25 protein-coding genes and 1 pseudogene are annotated in these 20815 nt (G+C 70.3%); 14 read left to right on the top strand and 12 right to left on the bottom strand.

The window, feature by feature from the left end; translation table 11 throughout:
- Positions 1–146: 146 nt before the first annotated feature.
- Positions 147–725, top strand: coding sequence for a hypothetical protein (locus Aco04nite_RS33865; protein ID WP_213001309.1), 579 nt, complete (start codon positions 147–149; stop codon positions 723–725).
- Positions 722–1057 carry a hypothetical protein gene (locus Aco04nite_RS33860; protein ID WP_213001308.1) on the top strand — a complete coding sequence of 112 codons (336 nt, stop codon included), beginning with the start codon at positions 722–724 and terminating at the stop codon, positions 1055–1057. The genes Aco04nite_RS33865 and Aco04nite_RS33860 overlap by 4 nt, the downstream gene beginning before the upstream one ends.
- A 26-nt stretch (positions 1058–1083) precedes the next feature.
- Here the strand turns inward: Aco04nite_RS33860 and Aco04nite_RS33855 are convergent, their stop codons facing one another.
- Genes Aco04nite_RS33855 through Aco04nite_RS33845 form a run of 3 tightly spaced genes read right to left on the bottom strand, consistent with a single transcriptional unit; the run spans position 1084 to position 3649 of the window.
- Positions 1084–1626, bottom strand: coding sequence for a GerMN domain-containing protein (locus Aco04nite_RS33855; RefSeq protein ID WP_280519401.1), 543 nt, complete (start codon positions 1624–1626; stop codon positions 1084–1086).
- The gene (locus tag Aco04nite_RS33850; RefSeq protein ID WP_213001306.1) at positions 1623–2975 is read right to left on the bottom strand and encodes a sensor histidine kinase; all 1353 of its coding nucleotides are present in this window, start codon (positions 2973–2975) and stop codon (positions 1623–1625) included. The genes Aco04nite_RS33855 and Aco04nite_RS33850 overlap by 4 nt, the downstream gene beginning before the upstream one ends.
- Positions 2972–3649, bottom strand: coding sequence for a response regulator transcription factor (locus Aco04nite_RS33845; protein ID WP_213001305.1), 678 nt, complete (start codon positions 3647–3649; stop codon positions 2972–2974). Before Aco04nite_RS33845 ends, Aco04nite_RS33850 begins: the two co-directional genes overlap by 4 nt.
- Before the next feature lie 122 nt (positions 3650–3771).
- On the opposite strand from Aco04nite_RS33845, the gene Aco04nite_RS33840 reads away from it, so the two are divergent.
- On the top strand, positions 3772–4077 hold the full coding sequence (locus Aco04nite_RS33840) for an STAS domain-containing protein (protein WP_213001304.1): 306 nt from the start codon (positions 3772–3774) through the stop codon (positions 4075–4077).
- Positions 4074–4469: an STAS domain-containing protein gene (locus Aco04nite_RS33835; protein ID WP_213001303.1), complete on the top strand. Its 396-nt coding sequence runs from the start codon at positions 4074–4076 to the stop codon at positions 4467–4469. Before Aco04nite_RS33840 ends, Aco04nite_RS33835 begins: the two co-directional genes overlap by 4 nt.
- On the opposite strand, the gene Aco04nite_RS33830 is transcribed toward Aco04nite_RS33835, so the two are convergent.
- Complete coding sequence (locus Aco04nite_RS33830) at positions 4389–5138, bottom strand: alpha/beta fold hydrolase (protein ID WP_213001302.1); 750 nt, start codon at positions 5136–5138, stop codon at positions 4389–4391. The genes Aco04nite_RS33835 and Aco04nite_RS33830 overlap by 81 nt on opposite strands.
- Positions 5135–5428 carry a hypothetical protein gene (locus Aco04nite_RS33825; protein WP_203836182.1) on the bottom strand — a complete coding sequence of 98 codons (294 nt, stop codon included), beginning with the start codon at positions 5426–5428 and terminating at the stop codon, positions 5135–5137. Before Aco04nite_RS33825 ends, Aco04nite_RS33830 begins: the two co-directional genes overlap by 4 nt.
- 223 nt (positions 5429–5651) lie before the next feature.
- On the opposite strand from Aco04nite_RS33825, the gene Aco04nite_RS33820 reads away from it, so the two are divergent.
- The 4 genes from Aco04nite_RS33820 to Aco04nite_RS33805 all read left to right on the top strand — a co-directional run bounded on the left by Aco04nite_RS33820 (position 5652) and on the right by Aco04nite_RS33805 (position 10118).
- Positions 5652–6128 carry a nucleoside 2-deoxyribosyltransferase domain-containing protein gene (locus Aco04nite_RS33820; RefSeq protein ID WP_213001301.1) on the top strand — a complete coding sequence of 159 codons (477 nt, stop codon included), beginning with the start codon at positions 5652–5654 and terminating at the stop codon, positions 6126–6128.
- 84 nt (positions 6129–6212) lie between these two features.
- Positions 6213–7259 carry a diguanylate cyclase domain-containing protein gene (locus Aco04nite_RS49200; protein ID WP_244876480.1) on the top strand — a complete coding sequence of 349 codons (1047 nt, stop codon included), beginning with the start codon at positions 6213–6215 and terminating at the stop codon, positions 7257–7259.
- A gap of 81 nt (positions 7260–7340) precedes the next feature.
- Positions 7341–7940, top strand: coding sequence for a TetR/AcrR family transcriptional regulator (locus tag Aco04nite_RS33810; protein ID WP_213001300.1), 600 nt, complete (start codon positions 7341–7343; stop codon positions 7938–7940).
- A gap of 3 nt (positions 7941–7943) precedes the next feature.
- Positions 7944–10118, top strand: coding sequence for an MMPL family transporter (locus tag Aco04nite_RS33805; protein WP_213001299.1), 2175 nt, complete (start codon positions 7944–7946; stop codon positions 10116–10118).
- Between the two features lie 85 nt (positions 10119–10203).
- Here the strand turns inward: Aco04nite_RS33805 and Aco04nite_RS33800 are convergent, their stop codons facing one another.
- Positions 10204–10671, bottom strand: a complete 468-nt coding sequence (locus Aco04nite_RS33800) for a hypothetical protein (protein WP_213001298.1) — start codon at positions 10669–10671, stop codon at positions 10204–10206.
- Positions 10672–10685: 14 nt separating this feature from the next.
- On the bottom strand, positions 10686–10889 hold the full coding sequence (locus Aco04nite_RS33795) for a hypothetical protein (protein ID WP_213001297.1): 204 nt from the start codon (positions 10887–10889) through the stop codon (positions 10686–10688).
- A 148-nt stretch (positions 10890–11037) separates the two neighbouring features.
- On the opposite strand from Aco04nite_RS33795, the pseudogene Aco04nite_RS33790 reads away from it, so the two are divergent.
- The 3 genes and pseudogenes from Aco04nite_RS33790 (at position 11038) to Aco04nite_RS33780 (ending at position 14040) form a co-directional block, all read left to right on the top strand.
- Positions 11038–12184, top strand: a pseudogene (locus tag Aco04nite_RS33790) (IS701 family transposase).
- Positions 12185–12401: 217 nt separating this feature from the next.
- Positions 12402–13115 (top strand): hypothetical protein, encoded by a 714-nt coding sequence (locus Aco04nite_RS33785; RefSeq protein ID WP_213001296.1) that lies wholly within the window; start codon positions 12402–12404, stop codon positions 13113–13115.
- Entirely contained in the window at positions 13108–14040 is a 933-nt protein-coding gene (locus Aco04nite_RS33780) for a hypothetical protein (RefSeq protein WP_213001295.1), read from the top strand. The genes Aco04nite_RS33785 and Aco04nite_RS33780 overlap by 8 nt, the downstream gene beginning before the upstream one ends.
- Here Aco04nite_RS33780 and Aco04nite_RS33775 read toward each other — a convergent pair.
- Positions 13923–15035, bottom strand: a complete 1113-nt coding sequence (locus tag Aco04nite_RS33775; protein WP_213001294.1) for an SMP-30/gluconolactonase/LRE family protein — start codon at positions 15033–15035, stop codon at positions 13923–13925. The genes Aco04nite_RS33780 and Aco04nite_RS33775 overlap by 118 nt on opposite strands.
- A gap of 9 nt (positions 15036–15044) precedes the next feature.
- The gene (locus Aco04nite_RS33770) at positions 15045–16028 is read right to left on the bottom strand and encodes an MsnO8 family LLM class oxidoreductase (protein WP_244876479.1); all 984 of its coding nucleotides are present in this window, start codon (positions 16026–16028) and stop codon (positions 15045–15047) included.
- Between the two features lie 120 nt (positions 16029–16148).
- Here Aco04nite_RS33770 and Aco04nite_RS33765 point away from each other — a divergent pair, with 120 nt between their 5' ends.
- Positions 16149–16781 carry a TetR/AcrR family transcriptional regulator gene (locus tag Aco04nite_RS33765; protein WP_213001293.1) on the top strand — a complete coding sequence of 211 codons (633 nt, stop codon included), beginning with the start codon at positions 16149–16151 and terminating at the stop codon, positions 16779–16781.
- A gap of 1 nt (position 16782) precedes the next feature.
- Here the strand turns inward: Aco04nite_RS33765 and Aco04nite_RS33760 are convergent, their stop codons facing one another.
- Entirely contained in the window at positions 16783–17634 is an 852-nt protein-coding gene (locus tag Aco04nite_RS33760) for a helix-turn-helix transcriptional regulator (RefSeq protein WP_213001292.1), read from the bottom strand.
- A gap of 96 nt (positions 17635–17730) precedes the next feature.
- Here Aco04nite_RS33760 and Aco04nite_RS33755 point away from each other — a divergent pair, with 96 nt between their 5' ends.
- Entirely contained in the window at positions 17731–18675 is a 945-nt protein-coding gene (locus Aco04nite_RS33755) for an SDR family oxidoreductase (RefSeq protein WP_213001291.1), read from the top strand.
- A 362-nt stretch (positions 18676–19037) separates the two neighbouring features.
- Here the strand turns inward: Aco04nite_RS33755 and Aco04nite_RS50290 are convergent, their stop codons facing one another.
- Positions 19038–19400 carry an immunity protein Imm33 domain-containing protein gene (locus Aco04nite_RS50290; RefSeq protein WP_438874963.1) on the bottom strand — a complete coding sequence of 121 codons (363 nt, stop codon included), beginning with the start codon at positions 19398–19400 and terminating at the stop codon, positions 19038–19040.
- A gap of 70 nt (positions 19401–19470) precedes the next feature.
- A complete protein-coding gene (locus tag Aco04nite_RS33745) occupies positions 19471–20082 on the bottom strand; it encodes a YdeI/OmpD-associated family protein (RefSeq protein ID WP_213001290.1) in 612 nt (203 codons plus the stop codon).
- 142 nt (positions 20083–20224) lie between these two features.
- Between Aco04nite_RS33745 and Aco04nite_RS33740 the strand changes: the two genes are divergently transcribed.
- The gene (locus Aco04nite_RS33740; protein WP_213001289.1) at positions 20225–20815 is read left to right on the top strand and encodes a DinB family protein; all 591 of its coding nucleotides are present in this window, start codon (positions 20225–20227) and stop codon (positions 20813–20815) included.

The following is a 20815-nucleotide window of genomic DNA, read 5'->3' as shown; positions in this document are numbered from 1 at the left end:
GGTGTAGTAGAACTCCTCGTCCGCGACGGCCGGCACCCCGATCACCCCCCGCGACGACAAGCCCGGCCAGAAATCCGGGTTACACACAGCCTGAACGGATGCCTGCCTGTGACGCCGCTGTGACGCCGCCCGCACAGGATTCGGGGATGGGGGATATCAAGCGGGTGTTTGTTCTTCCGGGCGTCTCGTTGCTGGCGGGTGCGTTGGTGAGCGGCTGTTACCTGGGGCCGGATCCGGTGCAGTACGGGGCCTTGGCGGTGGTCGGTGGCAAGGCGGGTGCTGTGGTCGCCCTGTGTGGACGATCCGAGTTCGATCTTTCCGTCTTCGAGGATGACAACAACCACTCCGCGGACAACGAGTTTGTCTACTGGGCGGCCACGGTCACCACGGCCGCACCGGCTGACGACGTCGTGGTCGAGCTGCTCGGCGCGGACCGGGCCGGACTGCGGGTCACCTCCCGGGACGAGACCGGCTCACCGGGGGTGACCGGCATGCGGGCGCGGGCGCTCACGTCGTTCGAGCCCGGCCTCCACTACACGCTCAACGCCTCGGAGGGAGGCCCGGAGGGCACGGCGGCCCCCATGGTCACCTTCACCGCCGACGACCTCGCCCGGATCGGGGAGGGCCAGGTCCTCGCGCCGATCGACTACAAGAAGGCCGACGTCATCTCCCGCGAATCGTTCGTCAAGTCGGCCTGCGCCAAGAAGGGCCCCGGGGCGAGATGACCACGTTTCCCTGTGCGGGCGACGACGAAGCCCGGGACTTCTGCGACGAGGTGGCCGACGAGATGGTCCGCGCCTTCGGCATCTCCCGGGCCGAGGCGGTGGCGCGGGTCAACCGGCAATGGTCGGAACCCGCGACCCCGGGCGACGATGTTCCCCGGGTGTTGATCGTCGGTGACAGCCTCATCTACCACGACGAGCCGACCGACTGGGCCACCGGAATTTACTACGGGTACCAGGGGCGGTGGTGGGATCCGGCCACCGAGCGGAAGCCTCTCCCGCCACCGGAGCAGCAGCCTGCTGTGCCGGTGAACCCTCGGATCCTGGATGCGTGAGAAGGCTGGAGCCAATCACGCGCCCGTCAGTCGAGGAGGCCGTTGTAGTCGGCGATGGTGAGGGCGCCGTCGGCGAGGGAGCCGTCGGCTCGGGGGACTCGTAGGGGTTCGCCGCCGGAGATGAAGGAGACCGTGCCGACTTCGGTTTGGCTGGTGAGGGTGCAGACGATCTGGCCGAAGGCGAGGACTTCGTCGCTGCGGACGAGTTGGTCGGGGCGGTCGCCGATGGTGATGGTGGCGCGGCGGTCGAGGAGGTCGACGTCGGTGACGGTCATGGTGGTGAGGGCGCTGGTCAGGCCGTCGGCGCTTTCCTCGGCGGTGGGGCCGGCCAGGAGGATGGCGAGTTGCTGGCGGGGGCCGAGGACGGTGGTGACTCTGCGGGGGACGCGGACCAGGCGGCCGTCGCGTACGAGATAGAGCCGCAGCACCGCCGATCCTGCCTCGTCCGGGACCGGGTTGCCGGAGGCGTCGATGCGGCCCGGGGTTTCGATCGAGCGGGGCGAGGAGTCCAGCGGCACCCCGCACCCGGCCAGCGTGAGGGCGAGCAGAACCACCAGCACCCGCCTCATGAGACACATCCGGGCAGGTCGACGCGGAAGCGGGCACCGCCGCCCGGCCGGTCCAGGACGGTGACCGTGCCGCCGTGGGCAGCGGCGTGCTGGGCGACCAGTGCGAGCCCGAGGCCGGTGCCGGCGGTGTCCGCGCGGGCGCTCGCCGAGCGGCCGCGTACGAAACGGTCGAAGATCAGTGGCTTGTCGTCCGGGCTCACGCCGGGGCCTTCATCGTCCACCTCGATGCGTCCCGATTCTCCTTCCAGTGCGAGGCGTACGGCCACAGCCCCGCCGCCGTACGCCTGCGCGTTGTCGAGCAGGTTGCCGAGGAGCTGCCCGACCCGGCTGCGGTCCACCGACCAGGTGGCTGAGCCGGCGGAGGTGACGATGTCCGTGCTCACTTTGCGGTCGCGGCAGATCTGCTGGGCGAGTTCGGGCATGTCGACCGGGCGGCGGGTGGCCGGGCGGTCGCCGCGGGACAGTTCGAGCAGGTCGTTGACGAGTTGCTGGAAGCGGGCGATCTCGTCGCTGACCAGGCCGGCGGCCATGGCGGTGCGTTCGTCGAGCTGGTCACGACGGCGTTCCAGGACGCTTGCCGCCGCGGCGAGGGTCTGCAAGGGGGAGCGTAGTTCGTGGCTGACGTCGGCGGCGAAGCGGCGGTCGCGTTCGAGGCGGGCGGACAGCTCGTCGACCATGTGGTTGAACGAGGTGGTGATGCGGGCCAGGTCGGGTTCGGTGGCCGGGTCGAGGCGATACTTGGAGGCGCCGCCGGCGATCTCCTGGGCGGCGTCCGCCACGCGGGTCAGCGGGCGCAGGACGTAACGGCTCGCGTACCAGCCGAGCAGTGCGCCGAGGGCCGCCGTGCTGATCGCGACGGCGGTGAGCACCGCTGTCAGGACGCCGAGGGTGTGTTCGAGTTCCTGCAGGGAGTCGACCTCGTAGAAGACCTCGGTGCGGGACAGGGGTACGGCGACGACGAGGGTGGGGCGGCCGTCGGCGCGTACCCGCTGGACCGAGGGGGTGCCTTCGGCAGCGGCCTGTTGCAGGCTGACGGGGATCGCCTCGGTGACGCCGGTGTCGGCCTGGCGGGAATACCAGTCGCCGCGGCGTTGCAGGACCGCTCGCCTGTTCTCGCCGGTGTCGAGGGTGCGCAGGACCGCCCCGACATCCGGGTCGCTCTGGGTGCCGAGACCGGAACGCACGATCGCGGCGTCGTAGTAGGCGGCGCGGACGGCGGTGCGTTCCCGCTCGCTCAGCAGGCTCTGCCGCACGACCTGGAACGACACCAGCGCCATGGTCGCGGACAGCGCGAGCGCGCCGGCGGCGAAACCCGCGATGACGCGTACGCGAAGCCCGGCTCTTCTCATTTTTGCAGCTTGTAGCCGAGCCCGCGGACCGTGACCAGCCGCCGGGGTGTCCCCGCGCTGTCCTCGATCTTCTGCCGCAGGCGGCCCACGTGCACGTCGACCAGGCGTTCGTCGCCGCCGTCGTAGCCCCAGACCCGTTGCAGGAGTTGCTGGCGGGACAGGACGCGGCCCGGGTGCTCGGCGAGTTCACACAGGAGCTGGAACTCGGTGCGGGTGACCGGGACCTGTTCGCCGTGCAGCCGCACCTCGCCGGCCTCGGGGGAGATCTCCAGGTCACCGAAGCGCAGCACGGGCACCTCGTCGGCGATGGCGACCCGGGCGCGGCGGCGCAACGCCCGCAGCCGGGCCGTCAGCTCCTTCACCGCGACCGGCTTGACCAGGTAGTCGTCGGCGCCGGCCTCGAGGGCGGCGACGATGTCGTGGGTGTCGTCGCGGGCACTGATCACCACGATGGGTACGTCATCCGAGCGGCGCAGCTGCCGGATGCACTCGAAACCGTCGATGCCGGGCAGCATGAGGTCGACCAGGACCGTGTCGGCGGGGTGGTCCCGCTGCGCGGCCAGGCCCTCCTCGGCGGTCGGCGCGCCGGTGGCCGCGTAGCCCTCGTCCTCCAGCGCGAGCACCAGCGAGAGCCGGATCCGGTCGTCGTCCTCGATCACGAGTACTGCTGACATGGACTCAGTGTTGCCGGGCGGGAGTGCCGGCGGCGAATTTCGTGCGGGTCCGTGGCACCTTTGTCACGGAACCGTCATACGCGCGCGTGGCCTCCGCCACACACCGGAGGGACTCTTGCCGGGTGCGAGCGGAACACACGGTGCAGGAGACGACCGTCGTGGTCACCGAGGCGCTGGACGGTGCGGCCGTCGAGCGCTGGCGTTCCCGGCTGGCCGAGGCGGCGGCGCTGCGCCCGGCCCGGCTCGTCGTGGACCTGCGCCGCAGCCCCCGGATCGACGCCGCGGCCATCGTCGTGCTGCTGCAGTTGCACCGCGACATGATGCGTACGGACGGCCGGCTCACCCTGCGCGGGCCGGTCGACCGGGTGCGCAGGATGCTCGGGCTGGCCCGTGTCGACCATGTCCTGGAGGTGGAGGAAGCCCGATGAGCGCCGTCGAGCTGGAGGAACACCCCGTCGCCGCCGTCGTGCGTGTGCACGCCTGCGAGCCCGACGAGCTGCGGGCGGCGCTGGCCGCCGCCGTGGCGAGCAGACCGCATGTCGTGGTCGACCTGGCCGGTGTGCACACCCTCGACGACACCGTCCTGGGTCTGCTGGTGCGCGCGCACCGCAACGCCCGGCGCCGGGGCGGCCTGGTCTGCCTGGCCGCCCCGTCCCGTTTCGTGATCACCGTGCTGCACACCATGCAGGTGCACGGTCTCTTCCCGCTCTTCGACGAGCGCGACGAGGCCCTGGACTGGCTACGCGACCTGGATGAACCCGGTGAGCAGGGCGTTGACCGGCTCGGGGGCCTCGAGGCTCGGCAGGTGACCGGTCTCTAGCTCGACGTGCTCGGTCTTGAGCGCGCTCGCCACCGTGGCGGCGATCTCGCGGAAGTCGGGCACGTCGAAGGCGCCGGAGACCACCAGCGCGGGCGCGGTGATCGTCGCGAGGTCGATCTCCGCGCGGACCGGTCCGACGTCCTGGCGGGCGGCGAGCTGCACGTCGAAGCTGTGCCGCTGCATCTGCCTGACCTTGTCGCGGACGTCGTCGGTGGCGTCGGGGCCGAGCCACAGCGCGACGTTGAGCTCGGTGGCGGCCGCCGCGTCACCGGCCTCGAGCAGCGCGTCCTCCTCGTCACCGAAGGCAGCGAGCACCGGGCTCGGCTCGTGGCCGGCCAGCGCGGTGCACAGCAGGGCGAGCGCGGTGATCCGGCCGGGCCAGCGTGCGGCGACCTCGAGCGCGACCCGCCCGCCGCCGGATGCCCCGACCAGCGCCGTACGCGCCTCGCCGAGGTGGTCGAGGAGATCCACGACGTCCTGCGCGTCGCTCCAGGACTCGTCCGGCACGGCGCTGTCGCCGTAGCCGCGCAGGTCGCACCGGATCACCCGGTGACCCGCGGTGGTCAATGCCGGAATTTGCGGATCCCACATCCGGCGGTCGCAGGCGGTCGAGTGCAGCAGCAGGACCGGGGTGCCTTCGCCGGTTACGTCGTGGGCGAGCAGTGTCACCAGTACACATCCATGAGGGTCTCGATACGGGCGGTCAGAACGGGGTCGATCTCGCCGACGACTTCGACGTGCACGCCGACGGAGCCGACCTCGCGTGCCATGCGTACCAGCAGGTCGGGGGTTCCCGCGAGGGGATATTCGAACCAGGCGGCCGGGTCGTCGCTGTCCGTCGGCTTGAGAGCGCCCGCCAGCGCGACCTGATCCAGGTCGTCATGGGGATGGTCGATGTAGAGGCTGAGCCACTGCAGGAAGGCCACGACGTTCCCGGGCTCGATGTATCCGCTGACCACCCGCGCATTCTCCGCTGCGGGGGGCCGCCTGTCCGGTACGCAGTTGCGTACTTCCGCGACCTGAAAGGGCTGGAGACGACAACGCGCGGGCGTCCGAACCGGACACCCGCGCGTAGCCATCGGGACGGCACTTGGCGGAGCGCCACCCGGCCACCATGATCTACGTCCCAGATGGCGGTGCGTCCGCGGCCACATGACAGTTGCGTGACGGTAGGGTGCCGCGATGCGACACGTGCACGCGCCCGAGCCGTTCACCGGCCCGGGGCCGAGCCTGTTCCTCGCCGGAGGCATCACGGGCTGCCCGGACTGGCAGGCGCGGGCCGCCGCGATGCTCGCCGGGCACAACGGTCTGACCGTTCTCAACCCACGCCGTCCCGTGTACGAGGACGACGAACGCGTCGCCGTCGAGCAGATCACCTGGGAGCACGAGCAGTTGCACCGCGCCGACGTGGTGCTGTTCTGGTTCGCGGGCGGTGGCAGCGTCCAACCGATTACGCTGTATGAGCTCGGTGTGCACGCGACCCGCGGTGCGCCCCTGGTGGTGGGTGCCGATCGGGACTATCCGCGACGTCTGGACGTACGCGTGCAGCTGGGTCTGGCCCGTCCGGAGCTGACGCTGCACGACTCGCTCGCCGAGACGGTGGCCGTTGCGGGCGCAGCCGCCATGGCAGGGGCGGGCAAAGATCTCAGATTGCGGTGAACGACGCCGATCGGCGGATTCCACTACTCGTGAGGGGATGCACTACGGTCAGTTGATCAGCGATGCGCGGAAGGAGCCTGGATCTTGGGCGCCGATACCCAGCTGCAGGCTCTGCGGGCCCTGCACGCCGTTACCAAGCGGGTGCACGCCAGTCTCGACCTCACCGCGACGCTCGAGGCCGTCGCCAACGGGGTGGTCGAGGTGGCCGGCTTCGGGCTGGCCGCGGTCAACCTGGCCGAGCCCAACGGTGACTATCTGACGGTCGCGGTGGCGGGCAGCGACGACCTGAGGAGCGAGTTGCTGGGCAGCCGCGGGTCGGCCGAGAGCTGGCGGGAGCTGTTCCGCATCTCGGAGCGGTGGGGCACGCTCTACTTCGTCGACCATCGGATCGGTGTCCCGGAGAGCCTCTACATCTGGACGCCGGACATCGAGGTCACCGAGGTTCCCGGGGCGTGGCACCCGATGGACTGCCTGTTCGCGCCGCTGCAGTCGCCGTCGGGGGAGTGGCTGGGCGTCCTCAGCGTCGACCTGCCCGAGGGTCTGCTCCGCCCCGGCGCCGAGCAGCAGGAGATCCTCGCGCTGTTCGCCGAGCACGCCGCCATCGCGATCCAGCACGCCCGCCTGCACTCGGCGCTGGAGCGCAGCCAGGCCGAGGCGGAGTACGCCGCCACCCACGACTCCCTGACCGGCCTCGCCAACCGTTCCCTGTTGAAGGCGCGCGCGGACCGGCTCGACGGGCAGCTCGGTCAGGTGGGTGTCCTCGTCATCGATCTCGACGGCTTCAAGAAGGTCAACGACGAGGCGGGGCACGAGGCCGGCGACGAGGTGCTGGTGGTGGTAGCCGAGCGGCTGCGCGGCCATCTGCGCGAGAGCGACGTCATCGCGCGGACCGGCGGCGACGAGTTCGTGGCCGTGCTCAGCGGCCCGGATCTGACGCAGACCATCGCCGAGACCGCGACACGACTGCGCGACGCGATCGGTGAGCCGATCAAGGGCGTCTCCGGTCTCTACCGGGTGGGCGCGAGCGTGGGCTGGGCGGTGGGCAACGCGGGCGACGACGTCCAGCTCCTGACCTCCCAGGCCGACCACGCCATGTACGCCCAGAAGCGCCGGGCCGGCGCCGCAGCCTGATCTTCGTCCCTGGCGGGAACGTGAGGAGCGTTACGCTCATTCCTGGACCGGTCTGGTCCGTGCTGGACTACATTGGTCCGCATGCGCCGCCCCACGAAGCAGGAGATCGACGACGAGATCGTTGACCAGGCCGCTGCTCTGTTTGCCCGGCACGGCTTCAAGGAAACCTCCGTGCAGCGGATCGCGGACGCGGCGGGCTACTCCAAGACCGGCCTGCTGCACCGTTTTCCCAGCAAGGAAGCCCTCTGGGAGGCGGTCTCCGGCCGCTGCACCGGGGTGCTCCGGGAGATCGGTGCCCGGGTCGAGGGGCAGCCGCTCGGCCCCGGCCGGGACCGGGTGGTGCTGGAAGCCCTCGCCGATGTGGCGCTCGCTCACCCCGGCCTGATCGCGCTCGTCCTCAGCGCGTTCAGCCGGATGACCGAGACCGGCGAGTCCGCCCTGCTCGACGAGGTCGGCCAGGTGCTGCTCGCGGCGTTCGGCATCGACGTCCAGCACCCCCACGACCCGAACCATCCCGACCTCGGCCGGGCAACCCGGGTCGTGGGGGCACTGGGCGCGCTCGCTGTCGCCGCGCTCGCCCTGCGTGACCACCCCCGCGACGAGGTGCGCGGGCACCTCGTCGCCACCAGTTATGACGCGCTGGGGCACTCGCACCCGGCCGCGACGAGAGGAACCCCTTAGGCCATGGCTACCTTCCTGCATCGACTCGGGCTGGGCGCGTTCCGGCACCGGGTCTGGGTCACGACCGTCTGGTTCGTGGTCCTGATCGCCGCCGGGGTGGGCGCGGCGACGCTGTCCGGCTCGACGGTCAACACGTTCAGCATCCCGGGGCAGGAGTCCACCACCGCGCTCAACCTGATCGAGCAGCGCTTCGGTGACGGCGCCAACGGCGCGACCGCCCAGGTGGTCATGGCCGGCCCGGCGGGCACCAAGGTCACCGACCCGGCCACCGCCGCCAAGGTCGCCACGCTCGTCGCCGGGCTCGGCAAGCTGCCCGGCGTGGCGTCCGCGTCGAACCCCCTCGACCCCAAGGCGCCGACGGTCTCCGCCGATCAGACGGCCGCGTACAGCACAGTCACCTACCCGGTAGTCGCCACCGAGATCACCGACACCGACCGGGCCGCGCTGCTCGACGCGGTCGCCGCGGCGAACACGGCCGACCTGACCGTCGAGGTCACCGGCGAGGCGAGCCAGGCCAACGCCGCCGACATCGGTGGCCCCGCCGAGATCATCGGTGTGGTCGTCGCGCTGCTGGTGCTCGCCCTGACCTACGGCTCCCTGGTCACCGCCGGGATGAACCTGCTCACCGCGGTCGTCGGCGTGGGCATCGGCGCGCTCGGCATCACCACGCTCACCGGGTTCATCGACCTGCAGTCGACCACGCCGATCCTCGCCATCATGCTCGGCCTGGCCGTGGGCATCGACTACGCGCTGTTCATCGTGACACGGCATCGCCAGGAGCTGCTCCGCGGGCGTACCCCGCAGGACGCCGCTGCCCTCGCCGTCGGCACCGCGGGCTCCGCGGTCGTGACCGCCGGCCTGACCGTCGTCATCGCCCTGGCCGGGCTGTCCGTCGCCGGGGTCCCGTTCCTCACCGAGATGGGCATCGCCGCGGCGTCGACCATCGTGGTGGCGGTCCTCATCGCGATCACCCTGGTCCCGGCGATGCTCGGCTTCATCGGCCTGCGCGCGCTGCCCCGCAAGCTGCGCGCCCCCGGTGCCGCGGCCGCCGCCGCGAACGGCGAGGGCGAGGGCCGGGCCGTCTACCGGCGCTGGTCCGCCACGGTGACCCGGTTCCGCGTGCTCAGCCTGCTTGCCGCCGTCGCCGTACTCGCGGTGATCTCGATCCCGTTCTTCTCCATGCGGACCTCGCTGATCCAGCCGCCCGCCGCGGACAGCACCCAGGCCAAGGCTCAGGCCCTGATCGCCCAGCACTTCGGTGCCGGCTTCACCGGCCCGTTGCTGATCCTCGTCGACGGCGACAACGCCGCCGCCCGCGCCACGACGATCGCCGGCTCGGTCAAGAACCTCCCCGACGTGGCCGTCGTCGCCCCGCCGACCCCCAACCCGGCCGGCACCGCCGCCCTGGTCACCGTCATCCCGGCCTCCGAGCCGGACAGCACCACGACGGTCGACCTGGTCCACGCGATGCGTGACTCCTTCGACGGTCAGGACGGCGTCTACGTCACCGGCCAGACAGCGGTCAGCGTCGACGTCTCCCAGAAACTCCAGGAAGCCCTGCCCCGCTACCTGATCCTCGTCGTCGGTCTGGCCCTGGTCCTGCTGGTCCTGGTGTTCCGCTCCATCCTGGTCCCGGTGGTCGGCGTCCTCGGCTTCCTGCTCACCATCGGCTCGGCCCTCGGCGCGACCACGGCCGTCTTCCAGTGGGGCTGGGCGCAGCAGATCGTCAACTCGGAGACCACCGGCCCGCTGCTCAGCCTCTCGCCCATCATCGTCATCGGCATCCTGTTCGGCCTCGCGATGGACTACCAGGTCTTCCTGGTCTCCCGCATGCACGAGGCCCACGCCCACGGCGCCTCACCCCGCGACGCGGTGATCACGGGCTTCCGCCAGGCGGCCCCGGTCGTGGTCGCGGCGGCCACCATCATGTTCGCGGTCTTCGCGGGCTTCGTCCCCGAAGGCAACGACACGATCAAACCGATCGCCTTCGCCCTGGCCATCGGCATCCTCTTCGACGCCCTCATCGTCCGGCTGATCGCGGTCCCGGCAGCACTGAGCCTGCTCGGCCGCGCCGGCTGGTGGCTCCCGTCCTGGCTCACCTGGCTCCCGGTCCTCGACGTCGAAGGCGCCGCCCTCGAGCGCGAGGTCCCGGCCACCCCGGCCCTCGAGAACGCCTGATCCGTCGTTTCAAAAGCCGGCCCCGGGACTTCCCGGGGCCGGCTTCTGGCCTTTCACGGGCGGTCGTCGGGCCGGCTTCCGGTCTTTATGGGCGGTCGTCGGGGCCCGGTGTGCCGCCGACCCAGACGCAGCCGGAATTGCCGCCGACGGTCAGCCGTTTGATCTCCGGCCAGTAGTCGCCGTAGAGCCGCACCTCGTCGACGTACACGCCGACGTTGTCCGCAGACCGCTCCGGCTTGCCCCACTTGCGGTCGAAGAGGTCGCCGAGCGCCTGGAGATACTGTGCCGCGACGGCGGGGTCGACCTGGGCCTCGTACGCCACCTCGGCCTTGACCTGTCCGGTGAAACCGGAATCCGAGAGCCCCCGCACACACCCGCTGCCGTTCGTGGCATCGGCCTTGCGCACCAGACTCACCCCCGCCGGCGCCGCAGCGACCGCGTCCTTCAGATAGTCGTCGATCTGCTGGATCGCCTCCGCACCCGTCATGGTCTTCGCCGGCGTCCCGCACCCGGCCAGCACCAGCACGAACATGATCCCCAGTAGCCGCCGCATGCGGCCCAGTATGGCTACCCGCGCCGTTTCGCGAGGTACGGCAGCGCGAACAGGTACAACCCGGTAAAAAGCAACAAAGCCAACGGCACCAGCGGCACGTACGACACCCAGACGACCGGCTCCTCCTGCGCCAACGCGACGAACGTGGCAATCACGGTGACGGTGAAAGCAATCGACGTCCACCGGTGGAACGGCCGGACCCACGTGTTCTTCTGCATGCCGATCACGCTATGACCGCGGCGCTGACCTGCGCTTCTCGATTCCTGACCGCTCTCGCCGCCGCCTGCACGACGATTCCGGAAAGGCCGTGGCCTAGTACTGCAACCCGGTGTTGCGACTTGAGTAGCGGTCGCTCGTTGATTGGTCATGCTGGGTGGGCAGGTTCTCGCGGAGTGGCAGGCGGGTCTGGATGACTTGTTTGCGCTGGTGGCGAGCCGTTTTTATCGGGTGGAGCCGCGCCGGTTGGCGTTCGCCTATATACGGGGGTTGCTGGCTCCGTTGGAGCGGCGTAACGGCTGGACAATCGCTGAACACGCGGGCCGGCGGTCACCGAACGCGGTGCAGGAGATGCTCTACAGCCCGTGCTGGAAACCGGATCTGGTCCGTGATGACGTGCGGGACTACCTGGTCAAACACCTCGGTAGCGCCGACGGGGTGCTGATCGCCGACGACACCGGGTTCGTCAAGAAAGGCGTCCGGTCGGCGGGGGTGCAACGGCAGTACTCGGGCACGGCGGGCAAGGTCGAGAACTGCCAGATCGGTACGTTCCTGGCCTACGCGACGCCGAAGGGCCGGGCGTTGATCGACCGGGAGTTGTATCTACCGAAGTCCTGGACAGACGACCAGCAGCGGTGCGAACGGGCGGCGGTGCCCGACGACGTCGGGTTCGTGACCAAACCGCAGCAGGCCCGCACGATGATCGAGCGGGCCGTAGCAGCTCAGGTGCCGTTCGCCTGGTTCACCGCCGACGAGGCGTTCGGGCAGAACCCCGGCCTGCGGGACTGGCTGCACGAGCAGGACATCGCCTATGTGATGGCGACCCGCAACGACGACGAGGTCCCGGCCGGGCTGCACACCGACCGGCCGGTCAAGGACATGATCGCCGATATCCGGGCTGGGGCGTGGCAGCGGTTGTCCTGCGGCGACGGCCCCCCACGGCCCCCGGGTCTACGACTGGGCCTGGACGCCGATCCGGGCCCCGTTCGCCCATGACCGGCGCGGCTGGGTCCTGGCCCGCCGCTCGATCAGCACTGGTGAGATCGCCTACTACCGGTGTTTCGGCCGACGCGGGACCCGGCTACGGGATCTGGTCCGGGTCGCCGGCGCCCGCTGGGCGATCGAGGAGTCGTTCCAGACCGCGAAGAACGAGGTCGGTCTGGACCAGTACCAGGTCCGCCGTTACGACGCCTGGTACGCGCATATCACCCTGGCCATGGCCGCCGCAGCGTTCCTGGTCGTGACCCGCGCCGCTGAGGCCGTAAAGGGGGTACCGGCGCAGACGGCGGTGAGCTGATCCCGTTGACCAGCAACGAAATCCGCCGCCTGTTCGCCAGATTCGTTCTGGCTGTCGTCCACACCGCCGCACACGTCTGGCACTGGTCCCGATATCGCCGCCGACGCCAGCAACAAGCTCGAGCCTGTCACTACCGCAAACGACTCGAACCGCCGTAAGCAACGACATCGGGTTGCAGTACTAGGCTTGCTGACCTACCGTCTCGGGGGTCTATGGCTTGGGAATCGACTACAGCTACGACGTGTACGTGGACGGGCGCGACGCCGGGCGGTTCCTCACCCTGGTCGCCGCGCTGTGTGATGTGCGGGACGAGTTCACCACGGTGGTCGTTCCGCAGGGGCCGGCGGTGCAGTTTCCCGCGACGGTCCGGTTCCAGGGTGGTGAGATCGTCGAGCTCGCGACGGCCGTACGCCCGGAGTTCGACCTCTCGCTCTGTTTTCCCCGCGACGAACGCCTCCAGGACTACCGCGACTCCTATCTCGACGTCGTGGACAACGCCCGCGGCGATCAGGTCGCCGTCGGATACGTCTATCTGAGCGTGCACGAGACCGCGATCCCGGACTGCTGGAACTTCTCCTTCACGCCCGCGGTCAGCCAGCAGAGCAGACTCTTCCTGGCGTCACCGTCCATCCGGGAGACGTTCGCGTCGCTCGCTCTCGGCGCGGGGGCGCGGATGTGCCTGCTCGACGTCGAGGAGGACTACCAGATCGTGGTCACCGCCGGCGACGAACGACTATCCGTCGAGGTGCCGGGCCCGTGCGTCCTCTGGGACGTCCGCGCGCCGCTGCAGGACCAATACTCGGAACTTCTGACGAGGACTCCGGCAAAGTGGATCGCCGGCCCCGACCACGATGCGTACGCCGCATTCGTCGCGAGCCTGGAGGAGCACTCCCGCGTACCCGGCGTTGTCATAGGGTCTGACGGTGCTTGATCGTGCCCAGGCCGAGGACTACGTGCGGCGGTATGACGGTGTCTCTGCGGATGTGCTGAGCGACGGGAGCCGGCTGCTCGGCGAGCGGGCGTTCTGGTGTTCCCTGGTCGATGGGAACGTCGACGGCGAGCTGGTCGAGGCTCTGTTCGGCGACGAGGATTCGCCGGCGCTCTACGAGCTGATGCAGGAGTCAGGGCAGTGGCCTGTGCTGCGGCTCAGCCCGGGTTACGCGGTGATCATCTGGTTCGGGTACGACGACGAGGGCGGCGAGGACCACGTCGTGCTGACCGGCGACGGGCGATGCGTGAGCGTTGCCGCTCGGGAGGGCCACGGGTACGGGCCCGGGCTGTCGTGGCGGGAGGCCGAGCGGCTTGTCGAGTGGGGCATGCTGGGGACGAAGGAGCAGCGGCTGTTACTGATGCTGACCGCGCTCGGCGATGTGGACGCTCACCAGGCGTTGGGCCCGCGGGTCGTCGAGGCGTTGCTGAGCGTCGCCGTACCCGGATGTGACCCGGCAGTCGCCGGGGAAGCGGCCCGGCAACTGCTCGAGAGCGACGTGCGGTGGAGCACCCAGGACGACGGGGCGCTGGTCTGCGACGAGAAATATTCGCCGCGGTCCACAGGGAAGCCCGGCCTGGTCGAGATCACGAAGGTGCTGGCGACCCCGGTGAGCCTGCAGATCCACGAGGTGGTGCGCTCTGCGGCCGGCCGGGTCACCGCGATCGTGCGGTGCCTGGCCGGCCCGGTCCACCTGCACGCCTCTTTCACGACGGAGCATGGCGCCGTCGAGCTGGAGAGCATCATGCTCTACCAGGATGTGCCGGTCACGGAGCTGGACCCGGTCCGCAGCGCCACTGTGGTGCTGACCGGCGACGGAGCGGCGCGGATCGTGGCCGGCGTCATCGTCGTGGGGGCGAATCCATGATGGAGCTCCGCTAGCAGCAGGTTCGGGTCGTTGCCGGCCAGGTTCGCGCCGTTGGTCACGTAGGCGCGGGTTCCCCGGACGACGACGGCCGTGGTTCCCTGCATGCCGTCGCCGGCGTCGAGGAGGGCCTCGTGGTCGCCGTCCGGGCCCACCCTGACGAGTTCGCTGCTCTGGTTGATCGCGGCGAGGATCTCGGTGCCGCGGCCGGTGAAGTCGAAGTCGTCGATGCCCTCAAGGCCTGTGGCGCGGATCTCGGCGCGGCCGGAGCCGCCCGTCGCGGTCAGGGGGATGCGGACGATGGTGCCGCGGTCGGAGTTGCTCGCCCATACGGCGTTGTCGTGGATCTTCATGCCGTTGGCACCGAAGAAGCCGTGGGGTGCCAGGGCCGGGTCCGCCGACCACACGGTGGCTTCGCCGCCGCGCAGCGGGGCCTGCCAGATGCGTCCTCCGGCGGAGTCGGTGACCAGGAAGCGGGCCCGTCCGGCGTCGATGACCAGGGCGTTCGCCATGGTGTCGGCCGGCAGTGGCACGACGAGCCGGGGCGGGCCCGCGGGGCGGATCTGCCAGATGCCGGTGAGGCCGCCTTCGCCGGCGGAGTAGAGAAAATAACTGACGCCGCCGGCTGATCGGGCGACCCCGGTGACCACGGGGATGCCGACGACCGGGGTGGTGCCCCCGCCACCCTCCGGCAGCGGCATGGTGACCAGCACCTGGACGGTTCCTTCCGGCGCGACCCGCACCACCTGCCGGCCGGGGATCATGCCGATGACCGCGCCGCCGTCAGGCTCCGGGGCGATGCTCTCGGCGGCCTGGCCTGCGGCCCGGTCGAAGTGGGCGAGCACGCACACGCTGCTCAAGCGGGTGCCGGCGGCATGACCCGTGTGTGCCGGGGTGCCGGCAATGGCCGCAGGGGTCGCCGTGCCAGCGGCGAGCAGTGCGGAGAGGCCGAGAGTGGCACCGCTCTGTCGCAGTGCGGTGGGAAGAAGAGGTGACATGATCTTCCTTCAGGCGGGTACGGGGAGTTGCCGGGCGGTCAGCTCGAGGGATCGCATGCGGTCCGCGAGGTGGTACATCTGGCTGGTGACCATCAGCTCGTCCGCGCCCGTTCGCGCCAGGAGGCCAGCGATGACGTCCCGCACTGTCTCCGGGCCGCCGATCGCCTGCCCGCGTCTGCGCTGCTCGGCGAAGGCCAGGTCCTCCGCGGTCCAGTCGTGCGTGTCCACCTGTTCCGGGGACGGGAGGAGGATCGGCCGGCCCGCGACCATGCTGCGGAACATCAGGTCGGCGGAGCCGGCGAGCCGGGCGGCCGCCGCGTCGGTGTCCGCGACGACGGTGAGCAGGGTGACCATCGCGTACGGCTCCGGGAAGGCGGTGGACGGCTGGAAATGGCGCCGGTAGTGCTCGATCGCCGCCGCCGCGTCGCCACGTCCGAAGTGGTGGGCGAAGGCGAACGGCACGCCGAGGGTGGCCGCGAGTGAGGCGCCCGCGGATGACGAGCCGAGGATCCACACCGATGGCGGCTGCGTGGCCCGCGGGGACACGAACCCCTGGGTGAGGGAGCCGATTAGTTCCGCCACGCGACCGGCGAAGTCGTCCGCCGGGTAGTTGACCAGGTCGCGGGCAAGCATGGCCCGGGTTCGCGGCTCCGGCGCGGCGCGGCCGACGCCGAGGTCGATCCGGCCCGGGTACAGGGCGGCGAGCGTGCCGAACTGCTCGGCGACGACGAGCGGGACGTGGTTGGGCAGCATGACCCCGCCGGAGCCGACGTGGATGCGTGCGGTCGCCGCGGCGATGGCACCGGCCGTGATCGCGGGCGCTGAGCTGCCGACCCCGGGCGCACCGTGGTGCTCGGCCATCCAGTAACGCGTGTATCCGAGGCGTTCGGCGTACCGGGCGAGCGCGATCGTGTCGGCGAACGCCGACTCCGGGGTGCGGCCGATGAGTGTGGTGTCCAGCACGGAGAGCCGGACGGGTGGGCTGGCGGACACAATTCTCCTTCCGTCCTCCCCGCCCGAGACTGTATCGCCCGGTACAGAGAGGCTGGCGCCGACTGTATCAGCGAGTACAGAAACCTTGTACTATGAGGTACAGAACAGCGAGGGAGCTTCATGGGACACACGCCGACCACCACGCGGGGCCGCGCGACTCGCGGCCGCATCCTCGACGCGGCCGCCGATCTCATCCAGCGGCACGGCGTCGCGGCGGTGACACTGGATGATGTCGAACGCGCCGCCGGGGTCGGCCGCAGCCAGCTCTACCACTACTTCGACGACCGGGACGACCTCGTCCGCTCGGTGGTCCACGCCACCGTGGACACCGTGCTGGCCGCGCAGGAACCACTGCTCCTGCATGTCGACACGGTCGCCGGCATCGACCACTGGTTCGACGCGATCGTGGCCAACGGGACGCGGCAGGACGCCGTGGGCGGTTGCGCGATCGGCTCGCTGGCTGCCCAGCTCGGCGGCCGGGACGACCTCGCCCGGCAGGCATTCGTGGACGCCTTCGCCCGCTGGGAGGCCCCCCTCATCGCGGGTCTGCGCCGGATGCAAGAGTCGGGCGACCTGCTCCCGGACGTGAACGTGACGGAGCTGGCCGACCTCACCATGGCCGCGATCCAGGGTGGCCTGCTGCTGGCCCAGGTCCGCCGCTCACCCGACCAGCTCCGGCTGGCCCTGCGCGGCGCCCGGGCGGCCCTGGACGATGCGCTCGCGCCCCCGCCCACCCCATTCGCATCGACATGATTCAGTGCGCGCTCAGATCCGATGCGGTCGTGGCTATGACGGAGAGTAGCTGGAGTTTGTCGTAGCTCTCGCTGCCGGGCACGGCCGTGTAGACGAGCAGGGAGTGGGCCTGGTCCGGGTCGAGCAATGCCTGGCAGGTGAGCTCGAGGTGGCCGACCTCGGGGTGGACGTACCGTTTGAGGTGCTGGTAGGTCACCCCGATCCCGTGGTCGTTCCAGAGGCTGCGGAATTCCTCGCTGCGGTCGAGCAGGAGACGCTGCAGGTGCGCGGCGTGCGATTGCGGGCCGCGCAGGGTGACTACCCTGCGCAGTCCCGAGGCGAAGACGCGGGCGTGCAGCGGGTGGTCGTCGGGGTGGTAGAGGGCGCGGAAGGCCGGGTCGGTGAACCAGCGGTAACCGATGCTGCGTGCCGGGCCGGTGTGCCGGCTGAGGTCGCCGGTGAGGGCCACGCCGAGCGCTGTCTGCCGCAGGGTCTCGCCGAGCTCGGTGACGATCTCGGCGGGCGTGTCGGTCAGCCGGTCGAAAATGCGCAGCATGCCGGGGCTGATGTGCTCGCCACCCGCACCGGTCGTGGGCGGGTGGTGCCCGGCCAGCCGGAAGAGGTGATCGCGTTCGTCGTGCGACAGGTGCAGCCCCTGGGCGATCGACCCGATCAGGCGGTCGGAGGGGTGCGGGCCGCGCTCGCGTTCCAGGCGGCTGTAGTAGTCCGCCGACAGGTGGCAGAGCGCGGCGACCTCCTCCCGGCGCAGGCCGCTGGTCCGGCGGCGCGTCCCGCGGGGCAGGCCCACATCCTCGGGTTGCAGGGACTCCCGGCGGTGGCGCAGAAATGCGGCGAGCCCGGCACGATCGATCATAGGTCGGTTATACCGCTCACCCGGCTGGAGAGGGATTGCTCAGCCTGGGATCGGTAAGCCGTGGATAACGCCGCTTCCGGCGCGCATCGTAAGGACATGCCACGTACACCCGCCATCACGGTCCCGAGTCTTTCCGGCAAAATCGCCGTCGTCACCGGCGCCTCCGACGGGGTCGGCCTCGGCCTGGCCACCCGGCTCGCCGGCGCCGGGGCCGAAGTCGTCATGCCCGTCCGCAATCAGCGCAAGGGCGAGGCGGCGATCGCGAAGATCCGGCAGCAGCATCCGGAAGCTGTCGTGTCCCTGCGAGAGCTCGACCTGTCATCACTGGAATCGGTCGCCGCGCTCGGTGCCACGCTGCGGGGCGAGGACCGGCCGATCCACATCCTGGTCAACAACGCCGGCGTGATGACACCGCCGGAGCGGCAGGTCACCGCGGACGGCTTCGAGCTCCAGTTCGGCAGCAACCACCTGGGCCACTTCGCCCTCACCGGTCACCTGCTGCCCCTGCTGCGTGCCGGCCGGGCCCGGGTGACGTCGCAGCTCAGCATCGCCGCGAACCAGGGCGCGATCAACTGGGACGACCTGAACTGGGAACGGTCGTACAGCGGAGGTCGTGCGTACAGTCAATCGAAGATCGCCTTCGGTCTTTTCGGGTTGGAGCTGCAGCGGCGCAGCCAGGCCGGGGGCTGGGGGATCACCAGCAACCTCGCCCACCCGGGCATCGCCCCGACCAGCCTGCTGGCGGCCCGCCCCGAGGTCGGCCGGGCCCGCGACACGGTGGGGGTACGGGTCATCCGGGCGCTGTCCGCGCGTGGCCTGCTCGTCGGGACCCTGGAGTCGGCGCCGCTCCCGGCCCTGCTGGCGGCAACGGCACCGGACGGCGGAGGACGCTTCTACGGTCCCCGCGGTGTGGGCCACCTGGGCGGTGCGCCGGCCGAGCAGGCGCTCTACTCACGCCTGCGCAGCGAGGACGACGCCCGCCGCATCTGGCAGATCTCCGAGGACCGTACGCGAACCGCCTTCCCGGTCGCCGCCGCTTAGCCAGGTATCCGGGTCGTCAGGATTCAGCCAGGTCGGCGGCGAAGACCGAGTGGGTGGTTCGCAGGTAGAGGCGGCTTCCGCGGGTGCTGACGACGTCGAAATCCTTCACCGGGGTGAGGGCGGCCGGACCGTGTTCGACGATGGATCCGTCCCGCAGCCGGCACTCGGTGAGCTGCTACGGCTGAAACGAGGCCTTCGCCGTCGTTCAGAACCGGAAGCTTCGCCATCCGGCGGCATTGCAGCGTACGCACCAACGTCGTCAAGCACTCCCCGAGTCGACCAAGATCATAGCTGTGGAACGGGAAGCGGGTGTCCGCTCGAGCGCGCAGCGGTATGTGAGTGCGCTGCTCCCTGTTTGGCGGTCAGGGATCAAGGAGCCCTTGGTCCTGCCATACGTCCTCATACCCGGGTGCCAGAATCACGCCGAATCCAGGCGGAAGCGCCAGGTACGGCAGCAGCCCGGGGAAGTGATCCTTGGCGTGCTCGATGTGGACGGGACTGAAGAACTCATCGTCGTCCTGGGGGATCTGCCCGCCTCGCCACACGTACCAGCCGTTGGACTGCCCGACGGGCAGATGACGAATGGCGTTCAAGGGTTCCAGCTCAGTTGCCCGCCCCAGAGCAACACCGGTTATCGTCCCCGGCCCGGGTCGAAGCGAGGGGACGCCGAGCCGGCGGCACACCCGACGCTGCGCCCAGAACGTCCGCACGCCAAATCTTTGCATGCCCATCGTCGTGTTCGTTGAGGCCCTGGTAGAGCACGAGCTCCCATGCGGCAAGCTGCGCAGCGCCGCGTCAGGGTGTCGGCGGGTCGGCTGGTCTGGCTCGCTGGGGGTGGATCGTTTCGTGCCGGGCCAGCATCGCGACGAACTCGGCGATCTTCCGGGTGCGGGTCTCGGCCCGTTTGACGCCGTTGACCCGGCCGATGAGGGAGAAGCGGTTGGTGCTGGTGAGGACGTCGAACATCGCCTGCGCCGCCGGGTCGGCGGCGATCGCGGCCAGCAGGTCGGCCGGCACCTCCGCTTCCGACGGTGGCGCGTAGGCGTCCGTCCACCGGCCGTCGGCCTTCGCGGCGTCGACGGCGGCGCGCCCGGCGGGCAGCATCAGGCCGGCCGCCTCGAGCCGGGCCACGTGGGCGACGTTGCGCTGGGACCAGATGCTGCGGGGCCGGCGCGGGGTGAACCGCCGCCACGAACTCTCCTCGTCCCGCTTGCGGGCCTGCCCGTCGATCCAGCCGAAGCAGAGTCCCTCGTCGACCGCCTGCTGCCAGGTCAGCGTGGTGACGGAACCGCCCTTCCTGGCCAGAGCGAGCCACACCCCGGGGGAGGTGGTGTGATTGTCCAGCAGCCACACGCGCAGCGCCGCGCCGTCGGCCACGATCAACTCGTCCAGTTCGGTTCCTGCCACCACCGCAGGTTAGCCGAGCGACCATCCTTCCGTGGCGAGGTGCCCGCGGGGCAGCGTCCATCGCAGCTGGAGGTAGCCCGGCACGCAGGCGCCACACAACCCGTTGCTCTCATCGGCCGGTGGGTAGGGAAGACTCGCAGTCATGGCTGATCTGGGCGAACCGAAGGCTGCGCTGCGCCACTATCTGCGGGCGACTCGCGACGACCTCATCTGGAAGCTCGACGGGCTGAGCGAACGTGAGGTCAGGCAGCCTCGCACCGCGACCGGCAACAATTTGCTGGGGGTTCTCAAGCACTGCCTCAATGTCGAAGCCGGCTACTTCGGACCGACCTTCGGCCGCGAGTTCCCGGCCCCCGGGGAACTGGTTCCCCTGGCGGCATTCGACGAGGACCCGCAGGCGGACTGGTACGCGCGGGCGGACGAGACGAAGGACGGCCTGATCGACCTGTATCGCCGGGTCGGGGCGTTCGCGGACCAGACGATCGAGCAGCTACCGCTCGACGCCCCGGGGCGGGTGCCCTGGTGGCAGCCGCGCCGGGACGTCGTGACGCTGCAACGGATCATCATCCACGTGACCTGCGACCTCGCCCGGCACGCCGGTCACGCCGACATCATGCGCGAGCAGCACGATAGCGCGATCGGCTTGCGCCGGGAGAACACCAATGTTCCCGAGGACTACGACTGGCCGGCGTACGTCACCAAGCTGACGAAGCTCGCCGACCAGTTCGGGTAG

It is taken from the genome of Winogradskya consettensis (assembly GCF_018332715.1).
In the GTDB taxonomy this organism is placed as follows: Bacteria; Actinomycetota; Actinomycetes; order Mycobacteriales; family Micromonosporaceae; genus Actinoplanes; species Actinoplanes consettensis.
The sequence above is the reverse complement of the archived record's forward strand: the minus strand, read 5'-3'. Positions and strand labels throughout refer to the sequence as shown.

What these genes read in the sequence shown, in the direction of transcription:
- Aco04nite_RS33865 (WP_213001309.1), top strand. Translation starts at nt 147, where the DNA reads ATGGGGGATATCAAGCGGGTGTTTGTTCTTCCGGGCGTCTCGTTGCTG.
- Aco04nite_RS33860 (WP_213001308.1), top strand. Translation starts at nt 722, where the DNA reads ATGACCACGTTTCCCTGTGCGGGCGACGACGAAGCCCGGGACTTCTGC.
- Aco04nite_RS33855 (WP_280519401.1), bottom strand. Translation starts at nt 1,626, where the DNA reads ATGAGGCGGGTGCTGGTGGTTCTGCTCGCCCTCACGCTGGCCGGGTGC.
- Aco04nite_RS33850 (WP_213001306.1), bottom strand. Translation starts at nt 2,975, where the DNA reads ATGAGAAGAGCCGGGCTTCGCGTACGCGTCATCGCGGGTTTCGCCGCC.
- Aco04nite_RS33845 (WP_213001305.1), bottom strand. Translation starts at nt 3,649, where the DNA reads ATGTCAGCAGTACTCGTGATCGAGGACGACGACCGGATCCGGCTCTCG.
- Aco04nite_RS33835 (WP_213001303.1), top strand. Translation starts at nt 4,074, where the DNA reads ATGAGCGCCGTCGAGCTGGAGGAACACCCCGTCGCCGCCGTCGTGCGT.
- Aco04nite_RS33820 (WP_213001301.1), top strand. Translation starts at nt 5,652, where the DNA reads ATGCGACACGTGCACGCGCCCGAGCCGTTCACCGGCCCGGGGCCGAGC.
- Aco04nite_RS33810 (WP_213001300.1), top strand. Translation starts at nt 7,341, where the DNA reads ATGCGCCGCCCCACGAAGCAGGAGATCGACGACGAGATCGTTGACCAG.
- Aco04nite_RS33805 (WP_213001299.1), top strand. Translation starts at nt 7,944, where the DNA reads ATGGCTACCTTCCTGCATCGACTCGGGCTGGGCGCGTTCCGGCACCGG.
- Aco04nite_RS33800 (WP_213001298.1), bottom strand. Translation starts at nt 10,671, where the DNA reads ATGCGGCGGCTACTGGGGATCATGTTCGTGCTGGTGCTGGCCGGGTGC.
- Aco04nite_RS33795 (WP_213001297.1), bottom strand. Translation starts at nt 10,889, where the DNA reads ATGCAGAAGAACACGTGGGTCCGGCCGTTCCACCGGTGGACGTCGATT.
- Aco04nite_RS33775 (WP_213001294.1), bottom strand. Translation starts at nt 15,035, where the DNA reads ATGTCACCTCTTCTTCCCACCGCACTGCGACAGAGCGGTGCCACTCTC.
- Aco04nite_RS33765 (WP_213001293.1), top strand. Translation starts at nt 16,149, where the DNA reads ATGGGACACACGCCGACCACCACGCGGGGCCGCGCGACTCGCGGCCGC.
- Aco04nite_RS33760 (WP_213001292.1), bottom strand. Translation starts at nt 17,634, where the DNA reads ATGATCGATCGTGCCGGGCTCGCCGCATTTCTGCGCCACCGCCGGGAG.
- Aco04nite_RS33755 (WP_213001291.1), top strand. Translation starts at nt 17,731, where the DNA reads ATGCCACGTACACCCGCCATCACGGTCCCGAGTCTTTCCGGCAAAATC.
- Aco04nite_RS50290 (WP_438874963.1), bottom strand. Translation starts at nt 19,400, where the DNA reads ATGCAAAGATTTGGCGTGCGGACGTTCTGGGCGCAGCGTCGGGTGTGC.
- Aco04nite_RS33740 (WP_213001289.1), top strand. Translation starts at nt 20,225, where the DNA reads ATGGCTGATCTGGGCGAACCGAAGGCTGCGCTGCGCCACTATCTGCGG.